Source organism: Clostridium sp. FS41 (assembly GCF_000954015.1).
GTDB classification, from domain to species: Bacteria; Bacillota; Clostridia; order Lachnospirales; family Lachnospiraceae; genus Enterocloster; species Enterocloster citroniae.
Genome location: NZ_JYHN01000061.1, coordinates 434,936 through 458,551 on the forward strand (window position 1 = coordinate 434,936; position 23,616 = coordinate 458,551).

Here is a 23,616-nt window from a genome sequence, read left to right on the forward strand (position 1 = left end):
GTATGGCGAAGTGCTTTCGCACATAAGCGCCCAAAATACAGGCGCTAAGTGCTCAATGCAAGGAGGAGGATGGAATGGGAATTGGTAATAACATGACCCGCGTTGATGCAAAGGATAAGGTTACCGGTAATGCCAGGTATACGGCTGACTTAGAGCCGAAGGGGCTTCTGGTGGCCAAGGTGGTGCACAGCACCATTGCCAACGGCGTGGTAAAAAGCTTTGACCTGAAGGAAGCGCTTGCAGTTCCGGGGGTGGTGAAGATCGTCACATGCTTTGATGTGCCGGATATCCAATTCCCGACCCCGGGCCATCCGTGGTCCGTGGAAACAGCCCATCAGGATATTGCCGACAGGAAGCTTCTGAACACCCGGGTAAGGGTGTACGGGGATGATATTGCCGCTGTCATAGCAGAGGATGAGATAGCGGCCGCCAGGGCAGCGCGCAAGGTAAAGGTGGAGTATGAGGAGTATGAGCCCCTGCTCACAGTGGAAGCAGCCATGGCAGAGGGAGCCGCCCGGCTTCATGATGAAAAGCCGGGAAATGTGATCGCCCATTCCGCGTTTAAGGTGGGAGAGGGGACCTACGAGGAGGCTGTAAAAGAGGAAGGGCTGGTGGTCATTGATAAGGACTACAGGACCCAGAGCGTGCAGCACTGCCATATTGAGACCCCGGTTTCATTTGCTTACATGGAGAATGACAGGATCATTGTCACAACCTCCACCCAGATCCCCCATATCGTGCGCCGGGTGATCAGCCAGGCGCTGGGGCTGCCCATGGGCAGGATCCGTGTTATCAAGCCGTACATCGGCGGCGGATTTGGCAATAAGCAGGATGTGCTCTATGAGCCGCTGAATGCATTTCTCACCACACAGGTGGGAGGCAGGGGCGTAAGGCTGGAACTGTCCAGGGAGGAAACCCTGGGATGTACCCGTGTGCGCCATGCCATTGAACTTAAGGTAAAGGCAGCGGCCAGAAAGGACGGGACACTGGTGGCCAGGAAACTGGAAGCTTATTCCAACCAGGGAGGATATGCATCCCACGCCCATGCGATCGTGGCCAACTCATCCAATGAATTTAAGCAGATATACAGGGATGAAAAAGTGCTGGAGTCCGATGCCTACACTGTTTACACCAACATTACCACGGGCGGCGCCATGAGAGGATACGGCATTCCCCAGGCGGCGTTTGCAGCAGAGTGCATGGCGGATGACCTGGCCCTGGCCCTGCACATGGACCCCTTGGAGTTCAGGAAAAAGAACTGCATGCAGGCGGGATACGAGGATCCCCACACCCATGTAAAATGTAATTCATACGGCCTGGAAGCTTGTATGGAAAAGGGCCGGGAGTTTATCCGCTGGGATGAGAAACGCAAAGAATATGAAAACCAGACAGGACCTGTGAGAAAAGGAATCGGAATGGCAATCTTCTGTTATAAGACAGGAGTCTACCCCATTTCCCTGGAAACAGCGGCATGCCGTATGATACTGAATCAGGACGGTTCCATGCAGCTTCAGATGGGAGCCACGGAGATCGGCCAGGGAGCCGACACTGTGTTTACCCAGATGGCGGCGGAGGTGACCGGTATCACAGAGGATAAGGTCAATATCATGTCCACCCAGGACACGGATGTAACACCCTTTGACACAGGAGCCTATGCCTCCAGACAGACCTATGTAAGCGGCATGGCAGTGAAAAAGACCGGTGCGGTCCTGAAGGAAAAGATCCTGGACTACGGCGCCTACATGCTGGGCAGACCTCAGGACACACTGGATATAGAGGCAAACTATGTGGTGGATCAGGAGACAAGACAGCAGCTTCTTTCCATGGAAGAACTGGCAACCACGGCGTTTTACAGCCTGGACCGTTCCGTGCACATCACGGCGGAGGCCACCAGCCACTGCAAGATCAACACCTTTGCCACAGGTGTGTGCTTTGCCGAGGTGGAAGTAGATATGCCGTTAGGCAAAGTAAAAGTGACCAACATTGTTAATGTCCACGACAGCGGGACGCTCATTAACCCCAAGCTGGCAGCTGCCCAGGTACACGGCGGCATGAGCATGGGCCTGGGATACGGGCTCAGCGAACAGCTGCTCTTTGATGCAAAGGGAAGGCCGTTAAATGACAACCTGCTGGATTATAAACTGCCCACCTCCATGGACACCCCGGATCTGAATGCCCTGTTTGTGGAGCTGGACGATCCCACAGGCCCCTTTGGCAACAAGGCGCTGGGAGAGCCGCCGGCCATTCCGGTTGCCCCGGCCGTGCGCAATGCGGTGCTTCATGCCACCGGAGTAGCAGTGGACTCTCTGCCCCTTGATCCCCAGAAAATGGTGGAGCATTTTAAGGCAGCAGGATTAATATAGAAAGGGCGGTGTAAGGCATGTATGATATTGAAAAATATTACCAGGCAAAGGATATAGATGATGCAGTGCGCGCTCTCTCTGCTGACCCGGATGCGGTTGTGATCTCAGGAGGCAGCGATGTACTGATCAAGATCAGGGAAGGAAAGCTGGCAGGCTGTTCCCTGGTGAGCATACATGGGATCAGGGAACTGGAAGGCATTTCCATGGAGGAGGACGGTACCATTGTCATCGGCCCGGCCACTACCTTTTCCCATATTACAAACAATAAGATCATCCAGGAGTATATTCCGATCCTGGGGGATGCAGTGGATATGGCAGGAGGACCCCAGCTGCGCAACATCGGAACCGTGGGCGGAAATGTGTGCAACGGAGTGACCAGCGCCGACAGCGCAAGCAGCCTTTGCTGCCTGGATGCCATTCTGGTCCTTACGGGACCGGCAGGCGTCAGGGAAGTGCCTATCAGTGAATGGTATACCGGACCCGGCAGAACGGTGAGGGCGCATGATGAGCTTCTGACCTCAATTAAAATAAAGAAGGAAAACTATGAAGGCTACGGCGGCCACTATATTAAATATGGAAAGAGGGGGGCAATGGAGATCGCTACCCTGGGCTGTGCCGTGACCGTAAAGCTGGGTGAGGACAAAAAGCACATTGAGGATCTGCGCCTGGGATATGGCGTGGCAGCTCCCACACCCATCCGGTGCCGTGAGACGGAGCAATCCGTGATCGGTATGGAGACGGGGGAGGCCCTGGCTGAGAAGGTGGGAAAAGGAGCTCTCAGTGAAGTAAGTCCGCGTTCCAGCTGGAGGGCTTCCAAGGAATTCCGCCTGCAGCTGGTGGAGGAACTGGGAAAAAGGGCTGTGAAGCAGGCCGTGATCAATGCAGGAGGTGAATGGGATGCTTAATATTGTGCAGATGACCGTCAATGGGAAAGAAGTGGAGTTGGCAGTGGATCCAAGGGAATCCCTTCTGGACACATTGAGGAACCGCCTGGGCCTGACCAGTGTAAAAAAGGGCTGCGAGGTGGGGGAGTGCGGTGCCTGTACCGTGTTGGTTGACGGTGAGGCCATAGACAGCTGCATTTACCTGACCATGTGGGCGCAGGGACGGCGCATTATGACCGTGGAGGGCCTAAAGGGGCCTAACGGGGAGCTGAGCCCCATACAGAAGGCATTTATAGAGGAAGCAGCCGTGCAGTGCGGGTTCTGTACGCCCGGGCTGATCATGTCGGCTGTGGAGATAGTAGGGACCGGAAAGCGGTATAACCGTGAGGAACTGCGAAAACTCATATCCGGGCACCTGTGCAGATGTACGGGGTATGAAAATATCCTCAATGCCATGGAGCGGATTGTTGAAGAAACCTACAAGGTAGTTGGAAAATAGAAAAGAAGATTTAATTGGATCAGATCGATGGATGCGGTTAACGGACAAAGCCCTGAGGAAGCTTGGACGGCATCTTGAGATATAAGAGTTTAGGATTCACCATAGTGAAAAAGAGGGCGCCGTGCCAAATACGGCGCCCTCTTTTTCACTATAAAATCCCAGTAAATGGAAGCTAACGGAACTTTTTGAGAAAGTACATAAAAATGTTGAAAAATTATAATTTATATGTAAAATAAGGAGGGGGAAATTTCCGGGATTTAGGGTTATATTACTGGAATTAGCTGGTCGTTTATGTTAACATATAGGTAGGGGCCAGGGAGGCCCTGCGAGGAGATAAAGGGACGCTTGGTCCCTAAGACGTGGGATAAAAGGTGAGTATGCATCATGTTTGATATTAATATGGACAAAGTATATGTAAAAACCTTTGGCGGCTTTGATCTGTATTATAGGGGAGAGCTGATATACTTTTCCAGCAGTAAGGCCAAGGAGCTACTGGCAGTGCTTGTGGACTGGAGAGGTAAAGCGGTTACGCTGGCCCATCTGGCAGGAGTTCTATCAGAAGGAGAGCGGGATGAGGCAGCGGCCAAACAGGCTGTCCATCTGGCATGGCACAGACTGAAGCAAACTCTTAAGAAGTACGGAATTGAGAAGATCGTCATAAAGGGAAGAGGTACATATGCCGTTAATAAGGAGCAGATTGTCTGCGACAGTTATGATATGGTGCGACAGGTAGAAGGCGCATCTAATTACTTTGCAGGTGAATATATGCCGGAGTACAGCTGGGCGGAGGTAACTCTGTCAAGTCTTATGAGGGATTATTTTGAGGAGGAATTTTAGGAAAATTCTGAATCAAATGTTTAGAAAGGTAAATAATAATAAAATATTAGGTTTTCCGGAAAGAAAGAAGAAGCAGTCTGAAAAGATAGCTTCTTTTTTTATATGTGTGTAATTAACAAATTATACCCAATATTTCCAGAAAACTACAAAAAATTACATGCCGCGTATAATTGAAACGGTTCTGTAACGAAACTGAAAGCAATTAGGTGGTATATCCTTACAGAGAACAGTACTATGCGGCTGGAAATAACGGGAGTAATAACGCTGATGTCGGTGGTGAAAAATGAGAGGATATTTGTCAAGACCTTTGACGGCTTTGATGTTTATGTAAATGGCAAACTGATTTATTTTCCCAGCAGCAAGGCAAAGGAGATGCTGGCGGTTTTGGTGGAAAAGCGTGGAAGCAGCGTATCCTTATCCCAGATGACGTATTTACTGTATGAAAATGTGGAAGAAAAAACAGCCAAGAATAATCTGAGGGTTATCTACCACCGTTTACGCCGGAGCTTGGAAGAGTACGGGATCGAGAAGATACTGATCAAGAAGAGGGGGAGCTATGCGGTGGACACGGAGTTATTTGTCTGTGACTTTTATGAGTTTATAGAGGGAAATCCCGATTATGGAACCCTATTTTCAGGAAGCTACATGCCTGAATATTCCTGGGCAGAGGACACATTGCCTTATCTGAAGAATCTGTACCGAAAATACAACGGAGTGTTGAAGTGACATGACAGGAATCATTGACATACACACCCATATCCTGCCGGGAATCGATGATGGATCAAGGGATTGGGACGAGAGCAGGAGGATGCTGGAGGCGGCTTATCAACAGGGAACGCGCTGTATCATAGCCACGCCCCACTATTCCAGAAGGGGGCTGCCGCCCCAGATATATGATCTGGCTGAAAGGCTGTCAGAGGAGGCAGGCAGGATCGCGCCGGATTTTAAGACAGGTTTGGGACAGGAAACATATTTCCATGAAGGTCTGGTGGAAAACCTAAAGCAGGGAAAGGCTCTGACCTTGGAGAACACCAGGTATGTGTTGGTGGAGTTTGATCCCCAGGTGTCCTACCACAGCATGTACCAGGCGGTCAGGAAAATGACCATGGCCAGATACATACCCGTGATCGCCCACGTGGAGCGCTATTTCTGCCTGAGGGAAGGGGACGGGGTGGAAGAGTTGATCCAATGCGGCTGCAGGCTTCAGATGAATTACAGCAGCCTGGAGGGAAACGGCATATGGAACCGGGATGTGCGGTGGTGCCGCAGACAGGTGGCGGAGGGCAGAATCCATATGCTTGGCACAGACATGCACCGAATGGATTACAGGAAGCCGGACATGGAGGAATCCCTCCGGTGGCTGGAAAAACATATGGGCGAACATGAGGTAAGAGCCCTGGTTAGCAGCAATGCGGACAAAATACTACAAAAAAGAAAAACAGGAGAATAGGGATAGGTATGGAAAAGAATTTTGATGATGACGAGATAGAGATCGACCTCTTGGAACTGCTGAGGGAGTTCCGGCGCCGGATATGGATCATATTGGGCGTTATCGTGCTGTTTGGAGGCGTTGCAGGGGCGTTCAGCAAGTTTGTCCTTACACCGCAGTTCAAATCCACAGCCATGGTCTACATCCTTTCCAAGGAGACCACGCTGACTTCACTGGCAGATCTGCAGATCGGCAGCCAGCTGACCAAGGATTATAAGATAATCGTCACCAGCCGCAGGGTGTTAAACCAGGTGATCGATGAGATGGAACTGGGCCTTACATACAAAGATTTGAAAGAAAAGGTCACCATTGACAATCCCCAGGATACGCGTATCCTTTCCATTTCCGTGGAAGACCCGGATCCCAACATGGCAAAGATGATCGCGGACAAGATCGCAACCGTGTCGTCAGACTACATTGGAGATATCATGGAAATGGTTCCGCCCAAACTCATTGAGGAGGGCGAGGTGCCTGTCCTTAAATCCAGCCCCAGCAATGCCAAGAACGCATTGATCGGCGGCTTGCTGGGTGCGGTGCTGATCTGCGGCCTGATCACGGTCCAGGTAGTGATGAACGACACCATCCGTACCGAGGAGGACGTAACCAAGTATCTGGGACTCTCCGTCCTGGCTTCCGTGCCTGAGAGAGAAGGGGAAAAGCCTGAGGACAAGGAAGCCATGATCTCGGGAAAGTCAAAACCCAAGACGGGAACTGGAAAATCAAGGAAAAAGAAGGGCGGTAGAGCGTCATGAAACAGATCATAACATTAAACAGGGATATGAAAGACGATTATCACTACAATGAGGCGATCAAGACCCTGAGGACCAATATACAGTTTTGCGGAAACGGTATCAGGACCATTATGCTGACCAGCTCCCTTCCCGATGAGGGAAAGAGTGACATCACATTTGCAATGGCCGCCTCCCTTGCCCAGATCGGGAAAAAGGTAGTGATGATTGATGCGGATATAAGAAAATCCGTACTGGTATCCAGGTACCAGCTGGAGACGGAGGTTTATGGACTGTCCCAGTATCTAAGCGGCCAGAAAACGCTGGCGGACGTGCTCTATGATACAAATGTGGAGAACCTGAGCATGGTATTCGCGGGACCGTATTCACCTAATCCGGCGGAGCTTCTGGAGGAGGATCTGTTTGAACAGATGGTCCAGGAACTGAAAAAGACATACGATTACGTGATCATAGATACCCCGCCCATGGCAAACCTGATCGATGGGGCCATTGTGGCCAGACAGTGCGATGGTGCCGTGATGGTGGTGGAAAGCGGCTGCATCAGCTACCGTTTGGAGCAAAGGGTAAAAGGACAGCTGGAAAAGAGCGGCTGCCGTATCCTGGGAGTTGTGCTCAACAAAGTGAGCATGGAGCGGAACGGTTATTACAGCAAATACTACAGCCGTTACGGTAAATATGGAAAATACTCCAAGTACGGCAAATATGGAAAATACGGGAAATATGAAAAATACGAGAAGGCAGAGGCATGAGTTGGCTGAGAAACCATAGAACTACCGTTTACCGCATTGGAATCGGGATCGCGGCACTGGCTATTGTGGCTTTTATCTGGGCAGGCATCGGACTGTACCGGCAGAGAAAAGCCATAGAAGCAGAGATTGCGGCCAGGAACTACGCTGCCCAGTCTGCAAACCAGTCCGGGGGACAGTCAGGGGGTCAGAACGACACATACCTGTTCAGCGGCGATATCGTTACATACAACGGCAGGAAATACAGGCGCAACAGCTATGTAAAAGCCATTCTGTGCATGGGTGTGGACCGGGCCGGCGAGATGACAGAAAAGACCACCACCGGATTCGGAGGACAGGCCGATGGACTGTTCCTCATTGCCCAGGACACGGTGCGCAACACACTGAAAATACTTATGATCCCCAGGGACACCATGACAGATATTACCCTGACAGATCTAAGCGGCAATGAGCTGGGCAAGGACCTGCAGCACCTGAACCTGGCCTACGCATACGGCGATGGCAGGGAAAAGAGCTGTGAATACATGGTGGAGGCGGTATCAGGGCTTCTTGGAGGCCTGAAAATAGAGTGGTACCTGGCAGCTGATACCAGCGCCATTTCAATGCTCAATGACGAGGTGGGGGGCGTTGCCGTGACCATAGAGACAGATGGGATGGAGAAACGGGATCCGGCCCTGATCAAAGGGGAAACAGTAACCCTTAAAGGAAAGCAGGCGGAGATATTTGTCCGGTTCAGGGATATCCATGTGGACCATTCGGCATTGTTCCGCATGGACCAGCAGCAGCAGTATATCAAAAGCTTTTTTGAAACCGTACAAAAGGGGGCTTCCCACGACAACGGACTGGTGGTCAGGCTGTTCGACAAGGTCCAGGACTACATGGTGACCAATATGGCCAAAGACCAGTATCTCAAGATTGCAATGGATGCAGTGGGGAATGGAAAGCTAAGTGATGAAGATTTCTACACGGTTCCGGGTGAGGGGGTAGTAACCCCAAGATATGATGAGTTCTATGCGGACAAAGATGCATTGACCCCGGTTATATTGGAACTGTTTTACCGCGAGCTTGAGTAAGTTGCGGGAAGCAAGAATCAGGCAAGTGATAAGCGGGAAACACAAAGGCGCAATATCCAGTGTGGAAACATGCTGTTTATTGAATATAAAAAACTCTTTAGGAGAGAAGAAAGGAGAGGTGAAGGATATGAAAAAGAAATACGTAGCAGCGTTGGTTCTGGCAGCAGCCCTGGCTTCACAGCCGGTATGGGCATTTGCAGCAGGAAGTTCATCCAGTGACGGCAGCATCGGACTTGATTCCGGTTCTGTTGCAACAACTACAACCAACACTACAACCAACAGTTCCAACACCACAGTAACTGTATCACCCTCTGGCGTCAAGACCACAGGAGCAACCACCAGTGCAAGCCCAGCAGGCAGCACGATCGGTGTTGCAGTAGACACTGTGACCACAACAGGCCAGCAGGTAACAACCAACTCCAAGGGACAGGCCGTAATCGGCGACACAGCAGTTGGATTTGCTGCAAGCACAGCAGCAACAGTAGGTCTTCCTGAGAATGTAGTATCTGCAATCAACAATATCAATGCAGGTAAGCCATTAACAGAAGCTGTACAGAACCTTGACCTGACCGGATACAACGCACTGACAGGCACCCATGCCATTGTTACCATGGATGCAAACACAGGCGCTGTTAAGACAGGTGCAGTAGAAGTATCCCTGTATGTTCCAAACCTGGTTGATAACCTGGCTAACGTACAGGTACTGTTCTACGACAACGCTACCGGCCAGTGGCAGCTGATTCCAGCCCTTAAGGTGGACCCGGTTACCAAGACCGTAGCTGTTAATGTTCCAGGATCTGGCACATTATCCGTAGTTTACAAGAACTAAAAGCATTGAAGAAATGCAGGCCGGGGTACATGACTGATAAAGCCGTGTACCCGGTTCTACAGGGATAGGACAGGGAGCAGGGGTTTGAGGAAAAGAGTGGTGGGAAAAAATGTATCGAAAAGCGGATAAGGGCTGGATGAAGCATCTGGATTTTACTTTGATAGATGCGTTGTGTCTGCAGCTTGCATATGTTGCAGCGTATTTTGTGCGTCATGGGCTTCACTGGCCATACGAAAGCCAGTTGTACCGCAACATGGTGTTTGTATTTCTGTTCATTCAGATATTTGTTACATTTTTTGGCGAGAGCTTTAAGAATGTGCTGAAACGAGGCTATTTTAAGGAACTGATTTCGGCTGTCAAGCATGTATGCCTGGTGGTCCTTATTGCCGCCTTTTATCTGTTTGCTACTCAGCAGGGGGAGGAATATTCCAGAATTACGCTGATAATGACTGGGATTTTTTATGCCGTATTTTCCTACGGAGCAAGGATCCTCTGGAAGAGATATCTGCTTACAAGGGGAGATGTGGGAAAGGGAAAGCGTTCCCTTTTGATCCTCACGTCCAAAGATATGGTGGAGGAAGCGGTTGAGAGTATCCGCCAGAACAATTATGAGTGTTTCCGCATTGTGGGCGTCACGTTATTGGATGCGGATTGGGCCGGCCGAAGTATAAACGGTGTGGAAGTTGTTGCTAACAGCGATTCCGTTGCCGAGTATGTGTGCCGGGAGTGGGTGGACGAGGTATTTGTCAATCTTCCCAAGAAGATGCCGCTGCCCCAGGAGTTGATGGACTGCTTTATAGACATGGGAGTTACCGTTCATTTGAAGCTGATCGAGATGGGAAGGCTGAAGGGCCAGATCCAGCACGTGGAGCGCTTGGGAACCTATACGGTGCTGACCAGCAGCATCAACATGGCTTCATGGAAACAGGCGTTTTTCAAACGGGCCATGGATATCGCGGGAGGGGTCGTAGGATGTGTATTAACAGGCCTGCTGTTTGTTATAGTGGCGCCCTGCATCTACGTCCAGTCGCCGGGACCAATATTCTTTTCCCAGGTCCGGATCGGAAAGAACGGAAAAAAGTTTAAATTATATAAATTCCGAAGCATGTATATGGATGCTGAGGAGCGCAAAAAGGAATTAATGAGTCAGAACCGCGTACAGGGCGGGATGATGTTTAAAATAGAGAACGATCCCCGGATCATCGGCGGAGCAAAGGGAATTGGGAACTTTATCCGAAAATACTCCATTGATGAGTTCCCCCAGTTCTGGAATGTGCTAAAGGGTGATATGAGCCTGGTAGGCACCAGGCCCCCCACCGTGGATGAATGGGAGAAGTACGACCTGCATCACCGAGCCAGGCTGAGTATCAAGCCGGGGATCACCGGAATGTGGCAGGTGAGCGGAAGAAGCGAGATAACGGACTTTGAGGAAGTCGTCCAGCTGGACAGGGACTATATTACGGATTGGAGTATTGGGCTGGATATAAGGACCTTGTTTAAGACGGTTTGGGTGGTCTTTGATAAGAAGGGGTCTATGTAGAGGGTGTGTGGGAATGGTTGTGGGGATTTGTGAGGGTGGTTGGTGCAAATAATAACAATTATTTGAACAAAAACTCCAGTCAATTATGGCTTTTTGATAATAAAAAAAGGGGGGAGAGGCAATGGGATGTATAAAAGCAACACAAACTCCTATTGAGGGATTATATGTGATAGAGCCGACAATTCATAAAGATGACCTTGGATATTTCATTGAAACATATAATCTTAAGGATATGGCAGAAGCTGGACTAAAGGCTACGTTTGTTCAGGATAACCAGACAATGTCAATTAAAGGTGTATTACGTGGACTTCACATTCAGAATAAATATCCACAAGAAAAATTAATTAGAGTAATTAAAGGAACAGTATTTGATGTTGCCGTTGATATGAGAAAAAATTCTCTCACCTATGGACAATGGTTCGGCATTGAGTTATCAAATGAGAATAAAAAGCAATTTTATATTTCAAAAGGGTTTGCTCATGGCTATTATGTTACATCTGATATTGCAGAACTTTGTTATAAAGTAACAGACTTTTGGCATACGAATGATGAAATAGGAATTCCGTGGAATGATCCTACGTTAGCAATCAGTTGGCCTATTCCCAAAGGTACTCAACCTATAATGGCTGAAAAGGATAAACACTATAGTAATCTTGGTAGATTATTTTTATGAGGGAGGATACCATGAATATTTTATATACATGTGATAATAATTATGTATGGTTAATGGGAATATCCATGCTATCTCTATTTGAAAACAATAAAAAAGCTGACAAAATAATAGTATATTTGTTTAGTGAACATATAGCTATTGATAACCAGAATAGATTAAAATCAATCGCATACTTGTATGGCAGAGAATGTATTATTATAGATTTACCAGAATTAGATATTCCTAAGGCACTTTGCAGTCTAAGATGGCCCAAAAGTGCTTTTAGTCGGTTGTACTCGGCAGAACTACTCCCAAAAGAAATCTATAAAATTCTTTATATAGACTGTGACACAATCATTTTAGGGTCATTAGCTGAACTATGGGAAATGAATGTTGATGAATATACTGTATTTGGGGTAAAGGATTGTATTGGTTTAAATTACCGAAGAAATATAGGATTAGATACGCATAGCTTATATATTAATGCTGGTGTTCTTTTATTGAATTTGGAAAAGTTAAGGATGTTTCGGATAACTGCATTAATCGATGGCTTTCTAAAAAGTTATGGCAATACAATCCATTATGCGGATCAAGATATTCTTAACGGTATGTTTAACGGGAAATTTGGAATTCTGCCTTCTAAATATAATGTTATGACGCTGGAATTTATGTATAACTATACTGAGATTAGAGCAATAAGGCATCCTATTAATTATTATTCTAGAGAGGAGATTAAAAATGCAATAGAGCATCCATGTATTACCCATTTCACAACTTGTATGTTAAATATACGCCCATGGTTTAGAAACTCCACACATCCATTAACAAACGAATTTATGCATTATAAAATGATGAGCCCGTGGAAGGATAAAACGCTTAATGTTATGCATATGGACCTAGGCACTAAAACGAGACTATTAAAATTACTACATAAACTCCCATTAACATTGGAACTAAATATTCTAGGATTATTACATTCGGTCATTTATCCCAAAATGATTTGTTTGAGAGCATTTTTGAAAAATATATTAAGAATTAATCAGGAGCGAATACAAGAATGAAGATATTAGTTACAGGAGGGACTGGATTTATAGGAGAATACTTTATTCCAGCGCTATTGGAAGAGGGACATAACGTAAGGCTTCTTGTACGGGATCTAAAAAAAGGAAAAAAAATGTTTTCTGACAAATGTGAATACTTTGTTGGAGATGTAACAAAAAAGGAATCTCTCATTGGCTGTTGTAATGATATTGATATAGTATATCATATGGTAGCAAAGGTTGGAAACGAACTTCCCAATAAAACGAATTTTTATAATTTTCGTAAAGTCAATGTTGAAGGTACAAAAAATCTTATTGAAGAATGTAAAAAAACGAACTTAAAGAGGTTTATATATGTGAGTTCAATTGCTGCAATGGGAATAGTAAAAGAAATTCCAATCACCGAAAATAGCAAATGCAATCCATATTTGCCGTATCAGGTATCCAAATATGAAGCTGAAATGCTTATAAAGGAAGAATATAAAAAAAACAGTTTTCCAGGGATTTGCCTACGCCCGACTAAAGTTTATGGGATAGGTGAACATGAATACTCTTATTTAACGCTAGCAAAGTTATGTAAAAAAGGTATTTACTTGAAGATAGGAAAAAGTCATAATTATACATCAAATATATATATAACTGATTTTGTTAAAGGATTAATTCAGTTACTTAACTATGGGACTAATGGCAGTACATATATAATGACCTCGAACGAATCTATTTCATTCATTGAAACCGGAAGACTGATCGCACAAAATTTAGGAAAAAGAATTACTATAATACCAATACCAGCAAATGTAATGATTATGGCCGCTTCATTTGAAGAAGCGTTATTCCTCTTTTTGAATAAAAAACCTATAATTACAAGAAAAAATATAGAAGCAACTCTTACAAACCGTGTTTATGATATTACAAAAGCCAAGGATGAATTACATTTCAATCCAGAGGTTACGTTAAAAGAAGGTATTACACGGACTGTGAAATGGTATGTTAAAAAAGGAATAGTATAAATTTCAGAAGGATCGGAGCTATTAAAAAATGAACATAGCTTTTTTGACATATGGAACCTCACCAGTTCCAGCAACTAAAGGAGGAGCAGTTGAAAATCTTATAGAAAATCTACTTAAGGAAAATGAACGTTATCATTTACTTAATATGACAGTATTTAGTATTTATGATTTTGAGGCTGCACAAAAAGCAAAAACATATAAGTATACTAAGTTTAATTTTGTAAAGTGCCCAAGAATTATTGACTATGGCGATAAGTTGATTTATTTTGTAGCTAAAAATTTATTAAAAAAAGAAAACTTGATATCGTATCGTTTTATTTTAAGAAGAATATATGTAATGGGACATTATCCTAAACTACTTTTAAAACAAAATTACGATAGGGTTATATTAGTGACAAATTCCACTTTATTTTTTGTTTTGAAAAATAAAAAAGTATTTAATAAATACAAAGATAAGGTTGTTTACTATTTACATAATGAAGTAAGATCTTTATTTCGATGTCAGCGAGAAGCGGCGTCCATACACAGCTTAATTGGCATCAGCGAATTTGTTATCAATTCATTCAGGAGAGAGATCAATGCTATTAGTTTTAACAATTGTTTTATCTTGAAGAATTGTATTGATACTAACATATTTGGCATTTCCGATATACAGAAGGAAGCTGAATTAAAAAAGAGGTTTCACATCGTGGAAGATGATTTTATAGTAGTATTTGCTGGGAGAATAGTAAAAGAGAAGGGCGCTTTGGAGGTAGTAAAGGCAGTAAAAGAATGTAGAAGAAGTAATATAAAATTAATAATTGTAGGAGGAGGATTTTACAGTAGTGATGTTGTGGATAAATATTCACTTAAACTAAGAAAAGAGGCAGAAAAAAATTCTGACAGGATTATATTTACAAATTATATTGATTACAATGATATGCCATCAATATATGCAATAAGTGATGTGGCTGTCCTACCCTCCATATGGGATGAACCAGCAGGAATGACAATGATAGAGGCTGCTATAAGCGGCACTCCTTTAATTACTACTAATTCCGGAGGCATTCCAGAGTATATTCCTCGAAATGCTGCAATAATCCTTAATAGAGATGAGCATTTAATTTCCAATATTGCGAAATCAATATGCAAATTAATGGATGACGAAAGACTGCGTTATAAATTAGCTGCTGAAGGAAAAAAACTACGTCAGGATTTGAATCTTAAATCTTACTACTATAACTTTGTTAAAATCATAAAGAAATAGAATCTTATTAAGAAAGAGTTTGAGATATGGCCCCAAAAGTATTGATCTTGATGTCTACATATAATGGCGGAGAAAGAATAAGGCGTCAGATTCAAAGTATTATAAATCAAAAAGGAATAGAAACCCACTTACTAATTAGGGATGATGGCTCTGATTCAGAAACAGTGAGGTTATTACAGCATGTTAGTAATATTTGGAATGAAAGAATCACATGTATTTATGGGACAAATATTGGATGGAAAAGGAGTTTCATGGAATTACTATTTCTATCGAATGATAATTTCGATTATTATGGTTTTTCTGATCAGGATGATCTATGGTTTGAAAATAAAATATCCTTCTGCATCCATAAGATGAATGATGACAACTATGATGGTGTCAAGCTATCTCATTGTAATTGTTTGTCAGTAAATGAAATGTTGGAACGAAGGAAGGAACAAGAGCCAAGAAGGCCTTATCCATCGTGTCATAAAGCCGCGATTGCAACAGAGTATTTTCAAGGATGCGGAATGTTGTGGAATAAGGATGCTATGAAATTAATTAAATTGTATCATCCTCAGAATTTATCCTTGGCCCATGATTATTGGGTAGGATTAGTTTGCTATCTTTTTGGTAAGGTTTATTTTTTAGAGTCTCCTCAATTTTTTCATATAAGATACGATAACAATTCATCAGAAGACGGCAATGTGTTACGTGGAAGAATCCAACGTATAAAACTCTTTATAAGTAAGTCCAATCCTTATATGAATCCAGCCAAAGATTTGTTGAGAGGGTATCATGATTATTTAACAGAAGAGGATTACAAATTTTGTTCTATATTAGCTAATTATAAAGTCAATTATAAGTACAGAGTAATTTTGTTTTTGGATTGTAAATTTAAACGCCCATCAAAGGCGGCAAGTCTTTTACTAAAATGTGCAATTTTATCAGGCCGCTACTAGTATTTTATAAGTATGCCTTTAGATATATGAGGTGACCAAATTATTATGCTGAAGATCAACTTTAATTACAAAAAAGCAGGATTTAATTGTATTTTTTTTATCTGTCTACTATATATACTAATGAGGCCTGTACTGATTACTTATATAACCCCTGTTTTCAAATATTTATTTATTTTAACAATAATTATAACCTTTATGATAGCAATATCACATAAAAAAATTATAACCTTAATCGGTTTTAAAGAAATCATTTGCTTGACACTATTTTATGTATATGTTGTGGTCAATAGCTGGTATTTTGGCGATTCAGAATTGCTTTATTACGGATTAGAAAGATATATTTTCCTAACGCTTCCAATTTTTATTATTCCTTTAATAAATACAAGAATAAATTGGCTATATGTGCTGAAGTGCTTAACTGCTTTTGGGATAATTGATTCATTAATATCTATATATGAATTTATAACATACAATGCTGTATTTCCACTCGCTAATATTTCGGAAGATATATCCATACAAATGTCAAACTATAAAATTATACGGACATATGGATTGAATGGTAATTACTTTTTATTGGCAGAAATCTTGTGTGTATGTGGTTTTGCTGCTTATTATTTATATAAGTTTGAAAAAAAAAGAAGTGCTTTATTTGCTTTAGTAATTATATCAATTGGAGTGTTAACTACTGGATCCCGAGGGTATTATGTGGCTTATATGGTTGGGCTATTAGTATTATATATTAGCGAAGCAAAATATCATTATATTAGTCAATCACAATTATTTAAAGTAGTATTTATAATCTTAATAGCTTTGCTGGCATTATGGTTTTTGTTAGGTACGAATTATATGTTAGGAATACCAAGTATAGATACAATTCTTACAAGAATGAGACAAATATTTGCATGGACAGGAGAAGATGCCAATGAAGCAAGATTAATTAAATGGCAATGGTCAAGTCAACAGTGGAAAACTAGTTTTTGGTTTGGATATGGTGCTTGTAGTACAGATACACGTTATTCAGGCTTTATATCAGTTACTGAAAGCGGACTCCTTAAAAGACTTGTTGAATTGGGATTAGTAGGGACTGTAATGCAATATTATACTTTTTTTCATCCACTTATTAAAGGACTAAAAGAATATAATAAAGCAATAAAGAAAAATCCTATGGTTATATTTTTTTTGACAGTTATTCTCTGTTTTTTAGTCGAGGATTTAATTTTACAAAGATACACAGAGCTTGAATATACAATTATCTTATGGTGTTCAGTTTCATATATATCATATTGTCAAAAAGATGATGCGAAACTTTAATAATAAAAGCAAGATGTGAGGGAAATCATTTCATGAATATACTTATTATACACGCACATACATCTAATAGGGGAGATGAAGCAGCAGTAAAATCCATGGTAGATGAGCTTCTGTTGAAATATCCAAGAGCAAATATAACCATTTCTTTGACTGGAATTACGCCCTATCCTAATTTACCAAGTCAAGTCATGCTTATAGATCGTTTTCCAAAGGTTCGAGCAAGACTGGAACAATTTGAGTTTTTCATTGCAATATTTACAAAGGGAAATTTTGTTTTTACAAAATCAGGAAAGGAGTTTCTGAATGCGGTAGAAAATGCTGATTTAGTGATACATGCCCCTGGTGGGCCATCTATCGGTGATATATACTATAAAGTGGAGATTTTATATTTATTGTGTCTTGATTTTATAAGAAAAAAAGGGAAACGATATATGTTCTATGCGCCATCCATGGGGCCATTTAAGATCACAAAACGAAATAATTTACGCAAGAAGATTCTTCTTGGAGCTCAAAAAATAATTGTGAGGGATCCTATTTCGTTACAATACATAAAAGAACTTATTCCTGATATTAATGTAATTCAGACATTAGACTCTGCCCTCCAACATGATATTGATATTGTTACAAATAAGAATAAGTATTTACAATATCATGGCTTACGGAACTTTGTTGAATCACATAATATGTGTATCGGAATTACAATCACTGATTTGCAATGGCACCCATTGTACAAAAATAAAGCTATTGTAAAGAATATTCCCATTATTTTTAATGAATTTATTGAAAGTAAAATAAAAGAAGGTTATGGTATTATTTTCATTCCCCAGTTATATGGAGCTGGAAATGATACAATTGTCATGAAAACATATATGAAAGAAAAACATACATTTATGGTTGATGCTTTTTTAGATGAATATGATGCATATTTCCAACAGTATTTAATTAGTATCCTCCATGCTGTTGTGGGTATGCGTTACCATAGTAATATTTTTTCGGCAAAAATGGGCACGCCTTTTATATCTATTTCATATGAGCAGAAAATGAAAGGATTTATGCAATCTATTAATATGGAGGATTATTGTATTGAGTTAGATGATATTTCCCTCCAATTATTAGATGAAAAGTATATGGTGTTAGAATCTAATTATGAAGATTATAAAAGAACGCTTAACAACCTGCATCCCAAAATGAAGGAAGATGCTTACAAGTCAACACAAGCTGTAATTGATATTCTTGAAAATTGATATAAGGATTTATTATAGGATTTTGATTATTTTAGAATACGGGGAAGGCTAATGTTATCATATTTTAAAGAAAAGATAAAAATTAAATTAGATCGTATCACGATGATCAATGAATTTTATCATGATTATAAAGATTATAAAAAGTGGAATTATAACAGTCCTCATGCACGAACACAAAATGCTCAAGATGCCAGAATATTACGTCAAACACATATATTAGAGAAAGGGTTATCATTAAGTAATCCAAGAATGGGATTTGGGAAAGAAAAAATAAAGGAACTTCTATTCATGCTTGATGAGTATATTAAAGAGGGATTTTGTACTGATGATTTTGCATTTCAAAATGCTATATGCATATTAAACCAGTATTCTTCTTTTCAAAAAAGTTTGAATTATGAGAATACAGACTTAAGTATTAAATTAGATAGTCTAAATAAATACAGAAATTATCAATTCACTGCTGGCATTCTTCATGCTACTCGTGAAGAAATGTATAATAAAGCACATGGTTATTTTCCGGTTTTTTTTCATAGCAGGCATTCTATTAGGCAGTTCTCTGATGAGAGTATTGATCCTGAAAAGCTAAGAAAAGCAGTGCAATTAGCTCAAAAGGCACCTACAGCATGTAATCGCCAGGCCTGTAAAGTTTACTTTTACAATGATCCTGTAATAAATAGGAAGCTTGGAGAACTTATTGCTGGTAACAATGGATTTGAAAATGAAGTGAAGCATTATCTTGTAATTACAGCAGATATCTCTGCATTTTATAATACCTTTGAAAGAAATCAACTTTATATTGAAGCAGGTATTTTTTCAATGGCTCTAATGCAAGCCTTACATTTTTATGGTATTGCAAGTTGTGCTCTTCAAAATGGGGAATATTATAAAAAAAATCAGAGATTTAAGACAATATGCAAAAATATTCCTAAAAACGAAAAAATAGCCATATTTATTGCCATTGGTATGTATAAAGAAGAATTTAATTATGCTGTTTCTAAACGAAAAAATATTAATAGTGTTTTAATAAGGGACTGATTATGAACAACCGAAATAAGGAGCTTGTAGTTAATACTTTGATTTTAGGTATTGGACAATTTATACCTAAGTTGATGACGTTAATCATTTTACCTATATTAACAATGTATTTAACAACAAATGAGTATGGTAATTATGATTTGGTTTTAAGTCTTGCGAGCTTTCTAATACCGATTTTAACACTTCAAATACAACAAGCTGTTTTAAGATATTTATTATCCACTTTGGAAAATGATAATAAAGATAAGTATGTCACAAGTGCACTATATTATGTTACTGCTTCATCAGTTATTTTATTACCTATTATATTTGCTATCTTATGCGTAGTGAGGGTTAGGATAGCCATGTCCTTATCTTTTTGTATATTATTTTTCTCAGAAACTATGTATACATTATTAGGACAAATTGTAAGGGGGTTAGGACAGAACACTAAATTTTCGATAGGTGTCATTATCTATGCCTTTGTCAACATGCTTTTAACAATTTTATTTGTTACCATATGGAAACAGGGCCTTTTTGGTGTGGTAATATCCCTTGTTTTATCGTATATTCTTACAAATCTATATTATATATATGGTAGTGATATGTTTAAGCATATTCATCGAGATGCCTTTTCAAAATACAAGCTAAAAGAATTACTAGATTTTTCAATCCCTATCGTTCCCAGTTCTATAGCTCTTTGGGTTGTCAATCTGTCTGATCGGTTAGTTATAATATATTTTTTGGGTGCATCTTCCAATGGTATATACGCTGTTGCAAACAAAATTCCTGCGTTATATAATTCAGCATATAATATATTTAATTTAGCTTGGACTGAGACAGCATCAAAAGTTTCTGACGATGGGAATCCTGCGGATTACTATAGTAGAATGTTTAGAATTTTGTTTCATTTTTTGATTGGTATAATGCTTGCTATGATTACATGTACACCCTTCATTTTTAGGCTATTGGTAAAAGGTAGTTATGGAGGTGCTTTTTTTCAGGTACCAATACTTTATGTTGGTATTTTCTTTAATAGTTTTGTCAGCTATTACAGTGGAATTTATATAGCTATGAAGAGAACAAAGGAGGTAGGCGAATCCTCAATTGCAGGAGCTCTCCTAAATATTATTATAAACATTATACTAATTAAAGAAATAGGATTATACGCCGCCTCTATATCAACGGCTTTGTCATTTGCAGTTATTGTTCTATACAGAGCCTATGACTTGAATAAGGTTATAAATATAAAGTATAATATAAAAGATATTACAATTGGTTTGCTATTCTTCATAGTGTCAAGTATGATGCTTTATTACCAATCAATATGGTCAACTGTGATCTGTCTTATTTTAGCTATTTTGTATAACTTACGGTATAACCTAATACTAATCAAAAAATTATTCTGCATGTTTTAATATAGTCAACAAATTAATATTCATAATATATAAAATTTATTTCATAGATCTTTGATTGTGGCAAAAAAGAAACATGTATATAAAATATAAATAACTGGGGAAAAATGTAACATCATCTAATAGCCTACTGATGGGAACGATATTAAGCTTTTCCAATTAAGAACATATAGGCTCTCCTTTAAGCATAGAGAAAGTCCTGTCCACGATGACAGGCACGCAGTATATACATATGTAAGAACTGAAGATTTATAAAAAGGGCCGAAAGCTTCTATATGGAAGTTCATCTGCCAGTTCTTACGGCCGATGCAGAATCCACGGATTGCACGTTCACTGGCATTGTTGTCAATGGGCACTTCTCCATCCGACAGAAATACCCTGAGATATTTTTCCTGATTCAGGGCATAGGTAAAGGCTGCTCTGAGTGTACCCTTTCGCTCAATCAAAGGCTCATTCTGTTTCAGATACGCAAACAATGCATCCACCAATGGTTTTACTACCACTTGTCGCTGCATACGCCGTTCCCGGGCACTCAGGTCTTTCAGTTTTCCTTCTTCGCGGTAGGTAGCCTGGATCTGCTTCATGATCAGGTACGATATGGATTCTTTTTGATGCTCTTTTGCAATGGTCTGCATGGCATCATCAAATCCACGTCTGCAATGGACCCAGTAGCCGGCTATTGTAAGATCATCCATTCGTTTTTCCACGGTATGATACACCTGATATCCGTCTGTGACACAGATCCCTTTGTAATCCTTTATGAACTTTCTGGGATGTTCTCCTGAACGGGTCTTCTGATAATCATACAAGATAATCTGCTGCTCTTTATTCATAAAACCTGAGCGGTAGACCCACATGTAGCTTTTGGCTCCGGCATCACGTCCATCCCGTTTTACAAGAACCGGTGTTTCGTCTGCCTGGATGACATGGAAGTCGTATAGCTTCTCGTGAAGCCGGTCATATAAGACTCCCAGATATTCTTCCGATAGACGGATCATCCAGTTAGCCATGTTCCTCCGGTCAATGGTCAGGCCATACCGCTCGAACTCCTTTTTCCATACGGTGCAGGGGGATTCCATTCACATATTTGGCGTTCATGATGGCTGTGCCAAGGCCTGCGGATACCAGGCTCCCTCTGAGAAGGCTGGACGGATGCGGTGCTTTTACCACGCGGTTGTTTTTTTTGCTTGAATAAACTCCGATATGGTGTTCGTCCACTTCAACCTTAGCAGGGACAAAACGGTAATGTTTCATCACAGCGTCCGGAAGCTGTTTCCAGCCCTTCTCTCCGAATTCCAGCGTAAGCTGTCCGGCGCTCAGATAATGATCAATCCTGTTAACAGGCAGACCGGATATGTGTCCCTCTTTCCTTCCAGCCGGTTTTACACCGCGGGTTGGTTTGACCTCCAGGTCTTCCGGTTCCGGAATGGCCATGTTGCTGATGGCTTCAGCCTCATTAAAAAAGAGGATGTTACCATCGACTTCCTTGAAGCAGATCTGACCAGCATCTGTCATCTTTTCTGAGGAACGGCCAAAACGGGCCTGTTACAAGGAAAGACTTATCAAGCGTATTCAGTTGATCTTCTGTATACTTTTTAGCCATAATCGGAACTCCTGTGTTTTCTAGTTCTGATTATAGCAGATACCGCGTATTTCCGCCAATCCATAGTATTTCCTCTTTCGTCATAATGACGGTGGATAATCCATATGAGAGGTTTCAATCGCCCGGTTTCTCACAATCGTTATCCACACCAGCTGCAACCGCCAGGACCTCGTTGAAGAGATCATGCATCAGAGAATGAACGGTTTGTGGATAACCGGGGAGAACTTCCGGTTTCCTGCTTTTTAAGATGAATTTTAATTGATTTATTTTCAGCGTATTGCACAATGCCACATAACAGAGGGAACTGTCTTTAAAGTTTTGATGGGATGCCTGGCAAAGACCTCCAGGCCCTGCATAAGAGCCTGATATTGGTCAGCTGATATCTTTCGGACTTCATGAGCGGAACGGGGCCAGTCAAACGAACCATTATCAACGCGTTTGTAGCAGAGAAGGAATCCATCCCCTTCCCAGATCAGTGCCTTAATCCTGTCACAGCGCTTGCCGCAGAAAAGGAAAATAGTATTCTCATTGTAAGGATCCAGATGGAACTGGAATCTTATGATACCAGCCAGTCTTTCGATCCCCCTGCGCAGGTCGGTGTAACCTGTGGCAATGTAGATCTTTTTGAAATTCCGGGCATTACTCAGCATGGGAGATCACCTTAAGTACCGCGTCCACCAGCTCAGATGGTACTGTTGGAAGAAGCTGCAGCGTTAATCCGTTTTTGCCATGAAGAATGGCAATGGGCGGGGAAGAATTATTTTCTGCCAAACGATCAGGTTTTGTAGTGACAGGAAGCGAAAGTTCTACAAACACTGGTTTTGTCGGAGTCATGACATTTAGGCAGGCCTGCCTGACTTTCCTAAGGCGATAATAGTAGGTAGCTTTGTTGATTCCATGCAGCAGACACCAGGTATCCAGTGTCATTTCACAAGGACGGTTCTGGCAGTCCCTAATCAAATGTGCCCATTGTTGAATACGAACCTGCTGTGCAACGGAACTTGTTTGAGAACTCATACTTCTAAACCTCCATAACTTGGTATAAAAAGTTGAAAACTCAACTTTTTATACTGTAGTTGTGTCACAGTAAAAATAAACCACCTGCTCTGCAGGTGGAGGGAATATCTTCAG

General features: G+C 41.6%; 24 protein-coding genes. 20 read left to right on the forward strand and 4 right to left on the reverse strand.

Annotated elements, in window-relative coordinates:
- Positions 1-74: 74 nt before the first annotated feature.
- The 20 genes from xdhA to CLFS41_RS16630 all read left to right on the forward strand — a co-directional run bounded on the left by xdhA (position 75) and on the right by CLFS41_RS16630 (position 20,885).
- A complete protein-coding gene (xdhA, locus tag CLFS41_RS16535) occupies positions 75-2,363 on the forward strand; it encodes a xanthine dehydrogenase subunit XdhA (protein ID WP_045092864.1) in 2,289 nt (762 codons plus the stop codon).
- Between the two features lie 17 nt (positions 2,364-2,380).
- Positions 2,381-3,268 carry a xanthine dehydrogenase subunit XdhB gene (gene xdhB / locus CLFS41_RS16540; RefSeq protein ID WP_007860739.1) on the forward strand — a complete coding sequence of 296 codons (888 nt, stop codon included), beginning with the start codon at positions 2,381-2,383 and terminating at the stop codon, positions 3,266-3,268.
- Positions 3,261-3,746, forward strand: a complete 486-nt coding sequence (xdhC, locus tag CLFS41_RS16545) for a xanthine dehydrogenase subunit XdhC (protein WP_040415158.1) — start codon at positions 3,261-3,263, stop codon at positions 3,744-3,746. The genes xdhB and xdhC overlap by 8 nt, the downstream gene beginning before the upstream one ends.
- A gap of 384 nt (positions 3,747-4,130) precedes the next feature.
- Positions 4,131-4,583, forward strand: a complete 453-nt coding sequence (locus CLFS41_RS16550; protein WP_007860737.1) for a hypothetical protein — start codon at positions 4,131-4,133, stop codon at positions 4,581-4,583.
- Between the two features lie 234 nt (positions 4,584-4,817).
- Positions 4,818-5,309, forward strand: coding sequence for a hypothetical protein (locus CLFS41_RS16555; protein ID WP_007860736.1), 492 nt, complete (start codon positions 4,818-4,820; stop codon positions 5,307-5,309).
- Between the two features lies 1 nt (position 5,310).
- A complete protein-coding gene (locus CLFS41_RS16560) occupies positions 5,311-6,033 on the forward strand; it encodes a CpsB/CapC family capsule biosynthesis tyrosine phosphatase (protein ID WP_045092865.1) in 723 nt (240 codons plus the stop codon).
- 8 nt (positions 6,034-6,041) lie between these two features.
- Entirely contained in the window at positions 6,042-6,824 is a 783-nt protein-coding gene (locus CLFS41_RS16565; protein WP_007860734.1) for a Wzz/FepE/Etk N-terminal domain-containing protein, read from the forward strand.
- The gene (locus CLFS41_RS16570; RefSeq protein WP_007860733.1) at positions 6,821-7,570 is read left to right on the forward strand and encodes a CpsD/CapB family tyrosine-protein kinase; all 750 of its coding nucleotides are present in this window, start codon (positions 6,821-6,823) and stop codon (positions 7,568-7,570) included. The genes CLFS41_RS16565 and CLFS41_RS16570 overlap by 4 nt, the downstream gene beginning before the upstream one ends.
- Positions 7,567-8,640 (forward strand): LCP family protein, encoded by a 1,074-nt coding sequence (locus CLFS41_RS16575; RefSeq protein ID WP_045092866.1) that lies wholly within the window; start codon positions 7,567-7,569, stop codon positions 8,638-8,640. Before CLFS41_RS16570 ends, CLFS41_RS16575 begins: the two co-directional genes overlap by 4 nt.
- A gap of 127 nt (positions 8,641-8,767) precedes the next feature.
- Positions 8,768-9,469: a hypothetical protein gene (locus CLFS41_RS16580; protein ID WP_007860730.1), complete on the forward strand. Its 702-nt coding sequence runs from the start codon at positions 8,768-8,770 to the stop codon at positions 9,467-9,469.
- A gap of 109 nt (positions 9,470-9,578) precedes the next feature.
- Positions 9,579-11,009: a sugar transferase gene (locus CLFS41_RS16585; protein WP_045092867.1), complete on the forward strand. Its 1,431-nt coding sequence runs from the start codon at positions 9,579-9,581 to the stop codon at positions 11,007-11,009.
- Between the two features lie 121 nt (positions 11,010-11,130).
- Positions 11,131-11,682: a dTDP-4-dehydrorhamnose 3,5-epimerase gene (rfbC, locus tag CLFS41_RS16590; RefSeq protein WP_045092868.1), complete on the forward strand. Its 552-nt coding sequence runs from the start codon at positions 11,131-11,133 to the stop codon at positions 11,680-11,682.
- A gap of 11 nt (positions 11,683-11,693) precedes the next feature.
- A complete protein-coding gene (locus tag CLFS41_RS16595) occupies positions 11,694-12,722 on the forward strand; it encodes a glycosyltransferase family 8 protein (protein ID WP_045092869.1) in 1,029 nt (342 codons plus the stop codon).
- Entirely contained in the window at positions 12,719-13,711 is a 993-nt protein-coding gene (locus tag CLFS41_RS16600) for an NAD(P)-dependent oxidoreductase (RefSeq protein ID WP_045092870.1), read from the forward strand. Before CLFS41_RS16595 ends, CLFS41_RS16600 begins: the two co-directional genes overlap by 4 nt.
- Positions 13,712-13,739: 28 nt before the next feature.
- Positions 13,740-14,957, forward strand: coding sequence for a glycosyltransferase family 4 protein (locus tag CLFS41_RS16605; protein WP_045092871.1), 1,218 nt, complete (start codon positions 13,740-13,742; stop codon positions 14,955-14,957).
- 26 nt (positions 14,958-14,983) lie between these two features.
- Positions 14,984-15,898 carry a glycosyltransferase gene (locus CLFS41_RS16610; protein WP_045092872.1) on the forward strand — a complete coding sequence of 305 codons (915 nt, stop codon included), beginning with the start codon at positions 14,984-14,986 and terminating at the stop codon, positions 15,896-15,898.
- A gap of 45 nt (positions 15,899-15,943) precedes the next feature.
- Entirely contained in the window at positions 15,944-17,209 is a 1,266-nt protein-coding gene (locus CLFS41_RS16615; protein ID WP_045092873.1) for an O-antigen ligase family protein, read from the forward strand.
- Positions 17,210-17,241: 32 nt separating this feature from the next.
- A complete protein-coding gene (locus CLFS41_RS16620; protein ID WP_045092874.1) occupies positions 17,242-18,453 on the forward strand; it encodes a polysaccharide pyruvyl transferase family protein in 1,212 nt (403 codons plus the stop codon).
- Between the two features lie 51 nt (positions 18,454-18,504).
- Positions 18,505-19,488, forward strand: coding sequence for a nitroreductase family protein (locus tag CLFS41_RS16625; protein WP_045092875.1), 984 nt, complete (start codon positions 18,505-18,507; stop codon positions 19,486-19,488).
- A gap of 2 nt (positions 19,489-19,490) precedes the next feature.
- Positions 19,491-20,885, forward strand: a complete 1,395-nt coding sequence (locus CLFS41_RS16630; protein ID WP_045092876.1) for an oligosaccharide flippase family protein — start codon at positions 19,491-19,493, stop codon at positions 20,883-20,885.
- Positions 20,886-21,001: 116 nt separating this feature from the next.
- Here the strand turns inward: CLFS41_RS16630 and CLFS41_RS31185 are convergent, their stop codons facing one another.
- The 4 genes from CLFS41_RS31185 to CLFS41_RS16645 all read right to left on the reverse strand — a co-directional run bounded on the left by CLFS41_RS31185 (position 21,002) and on the right by CLFS41_RS16645 (position 23,502).
- Positions 21,002-21,892: an IS66 family transposase gene (locus tag CLFS41_RS31185; protein ID WP_052665784.1), complete on the reverse strand. Its 891-nt coding sequence runs from the start codon at positions 21,890-21,892 to the stop codon at positions 21,002-21,004.
- 10 nt (positions 21,893-21,902) lie between these two features.
- Complete coding sequence (locus tag CLFS41_RS31190; RefSeq protein WP_052665786.1) at positions 21,903-22,397, reverse strand: hypothetical protein; 495 nt, start codon at positions 22,395-22,397, stop codon at positions 21,903-21,905.
- A 357-nt stretch (positions 22,398-22,754) separates the two neighbouring features.
- A complete protein-coding gene (gene tnpB / locus CLFS41_RS16640; protein ID WP_045092877.1) occupies positions 22,755-23,135 on the reverse strand; it encodes an IS66 family insertion sequence element accessory protein TnpB in 381 nt (126 codons plus the stop codon).
- The gene (locus CLFS41_RS16645; RefSeq protein ID WP_045092878.1) at positions 23,125-23,502 is read right to left on the reverse strand and encodes a hypothetical protein; all 378 of its coding nucleotides are present in this window, start codon (positions 23,500-23,502) and stop codon (positions 23,125-23,127) included. The genes tnpB and CLFS41_RS16645 overlap by 11 nt, the downstream gene beginning before the upstream one ends.
- Positions 23,503-23,616: the final 114 nt, after the last annotated feature.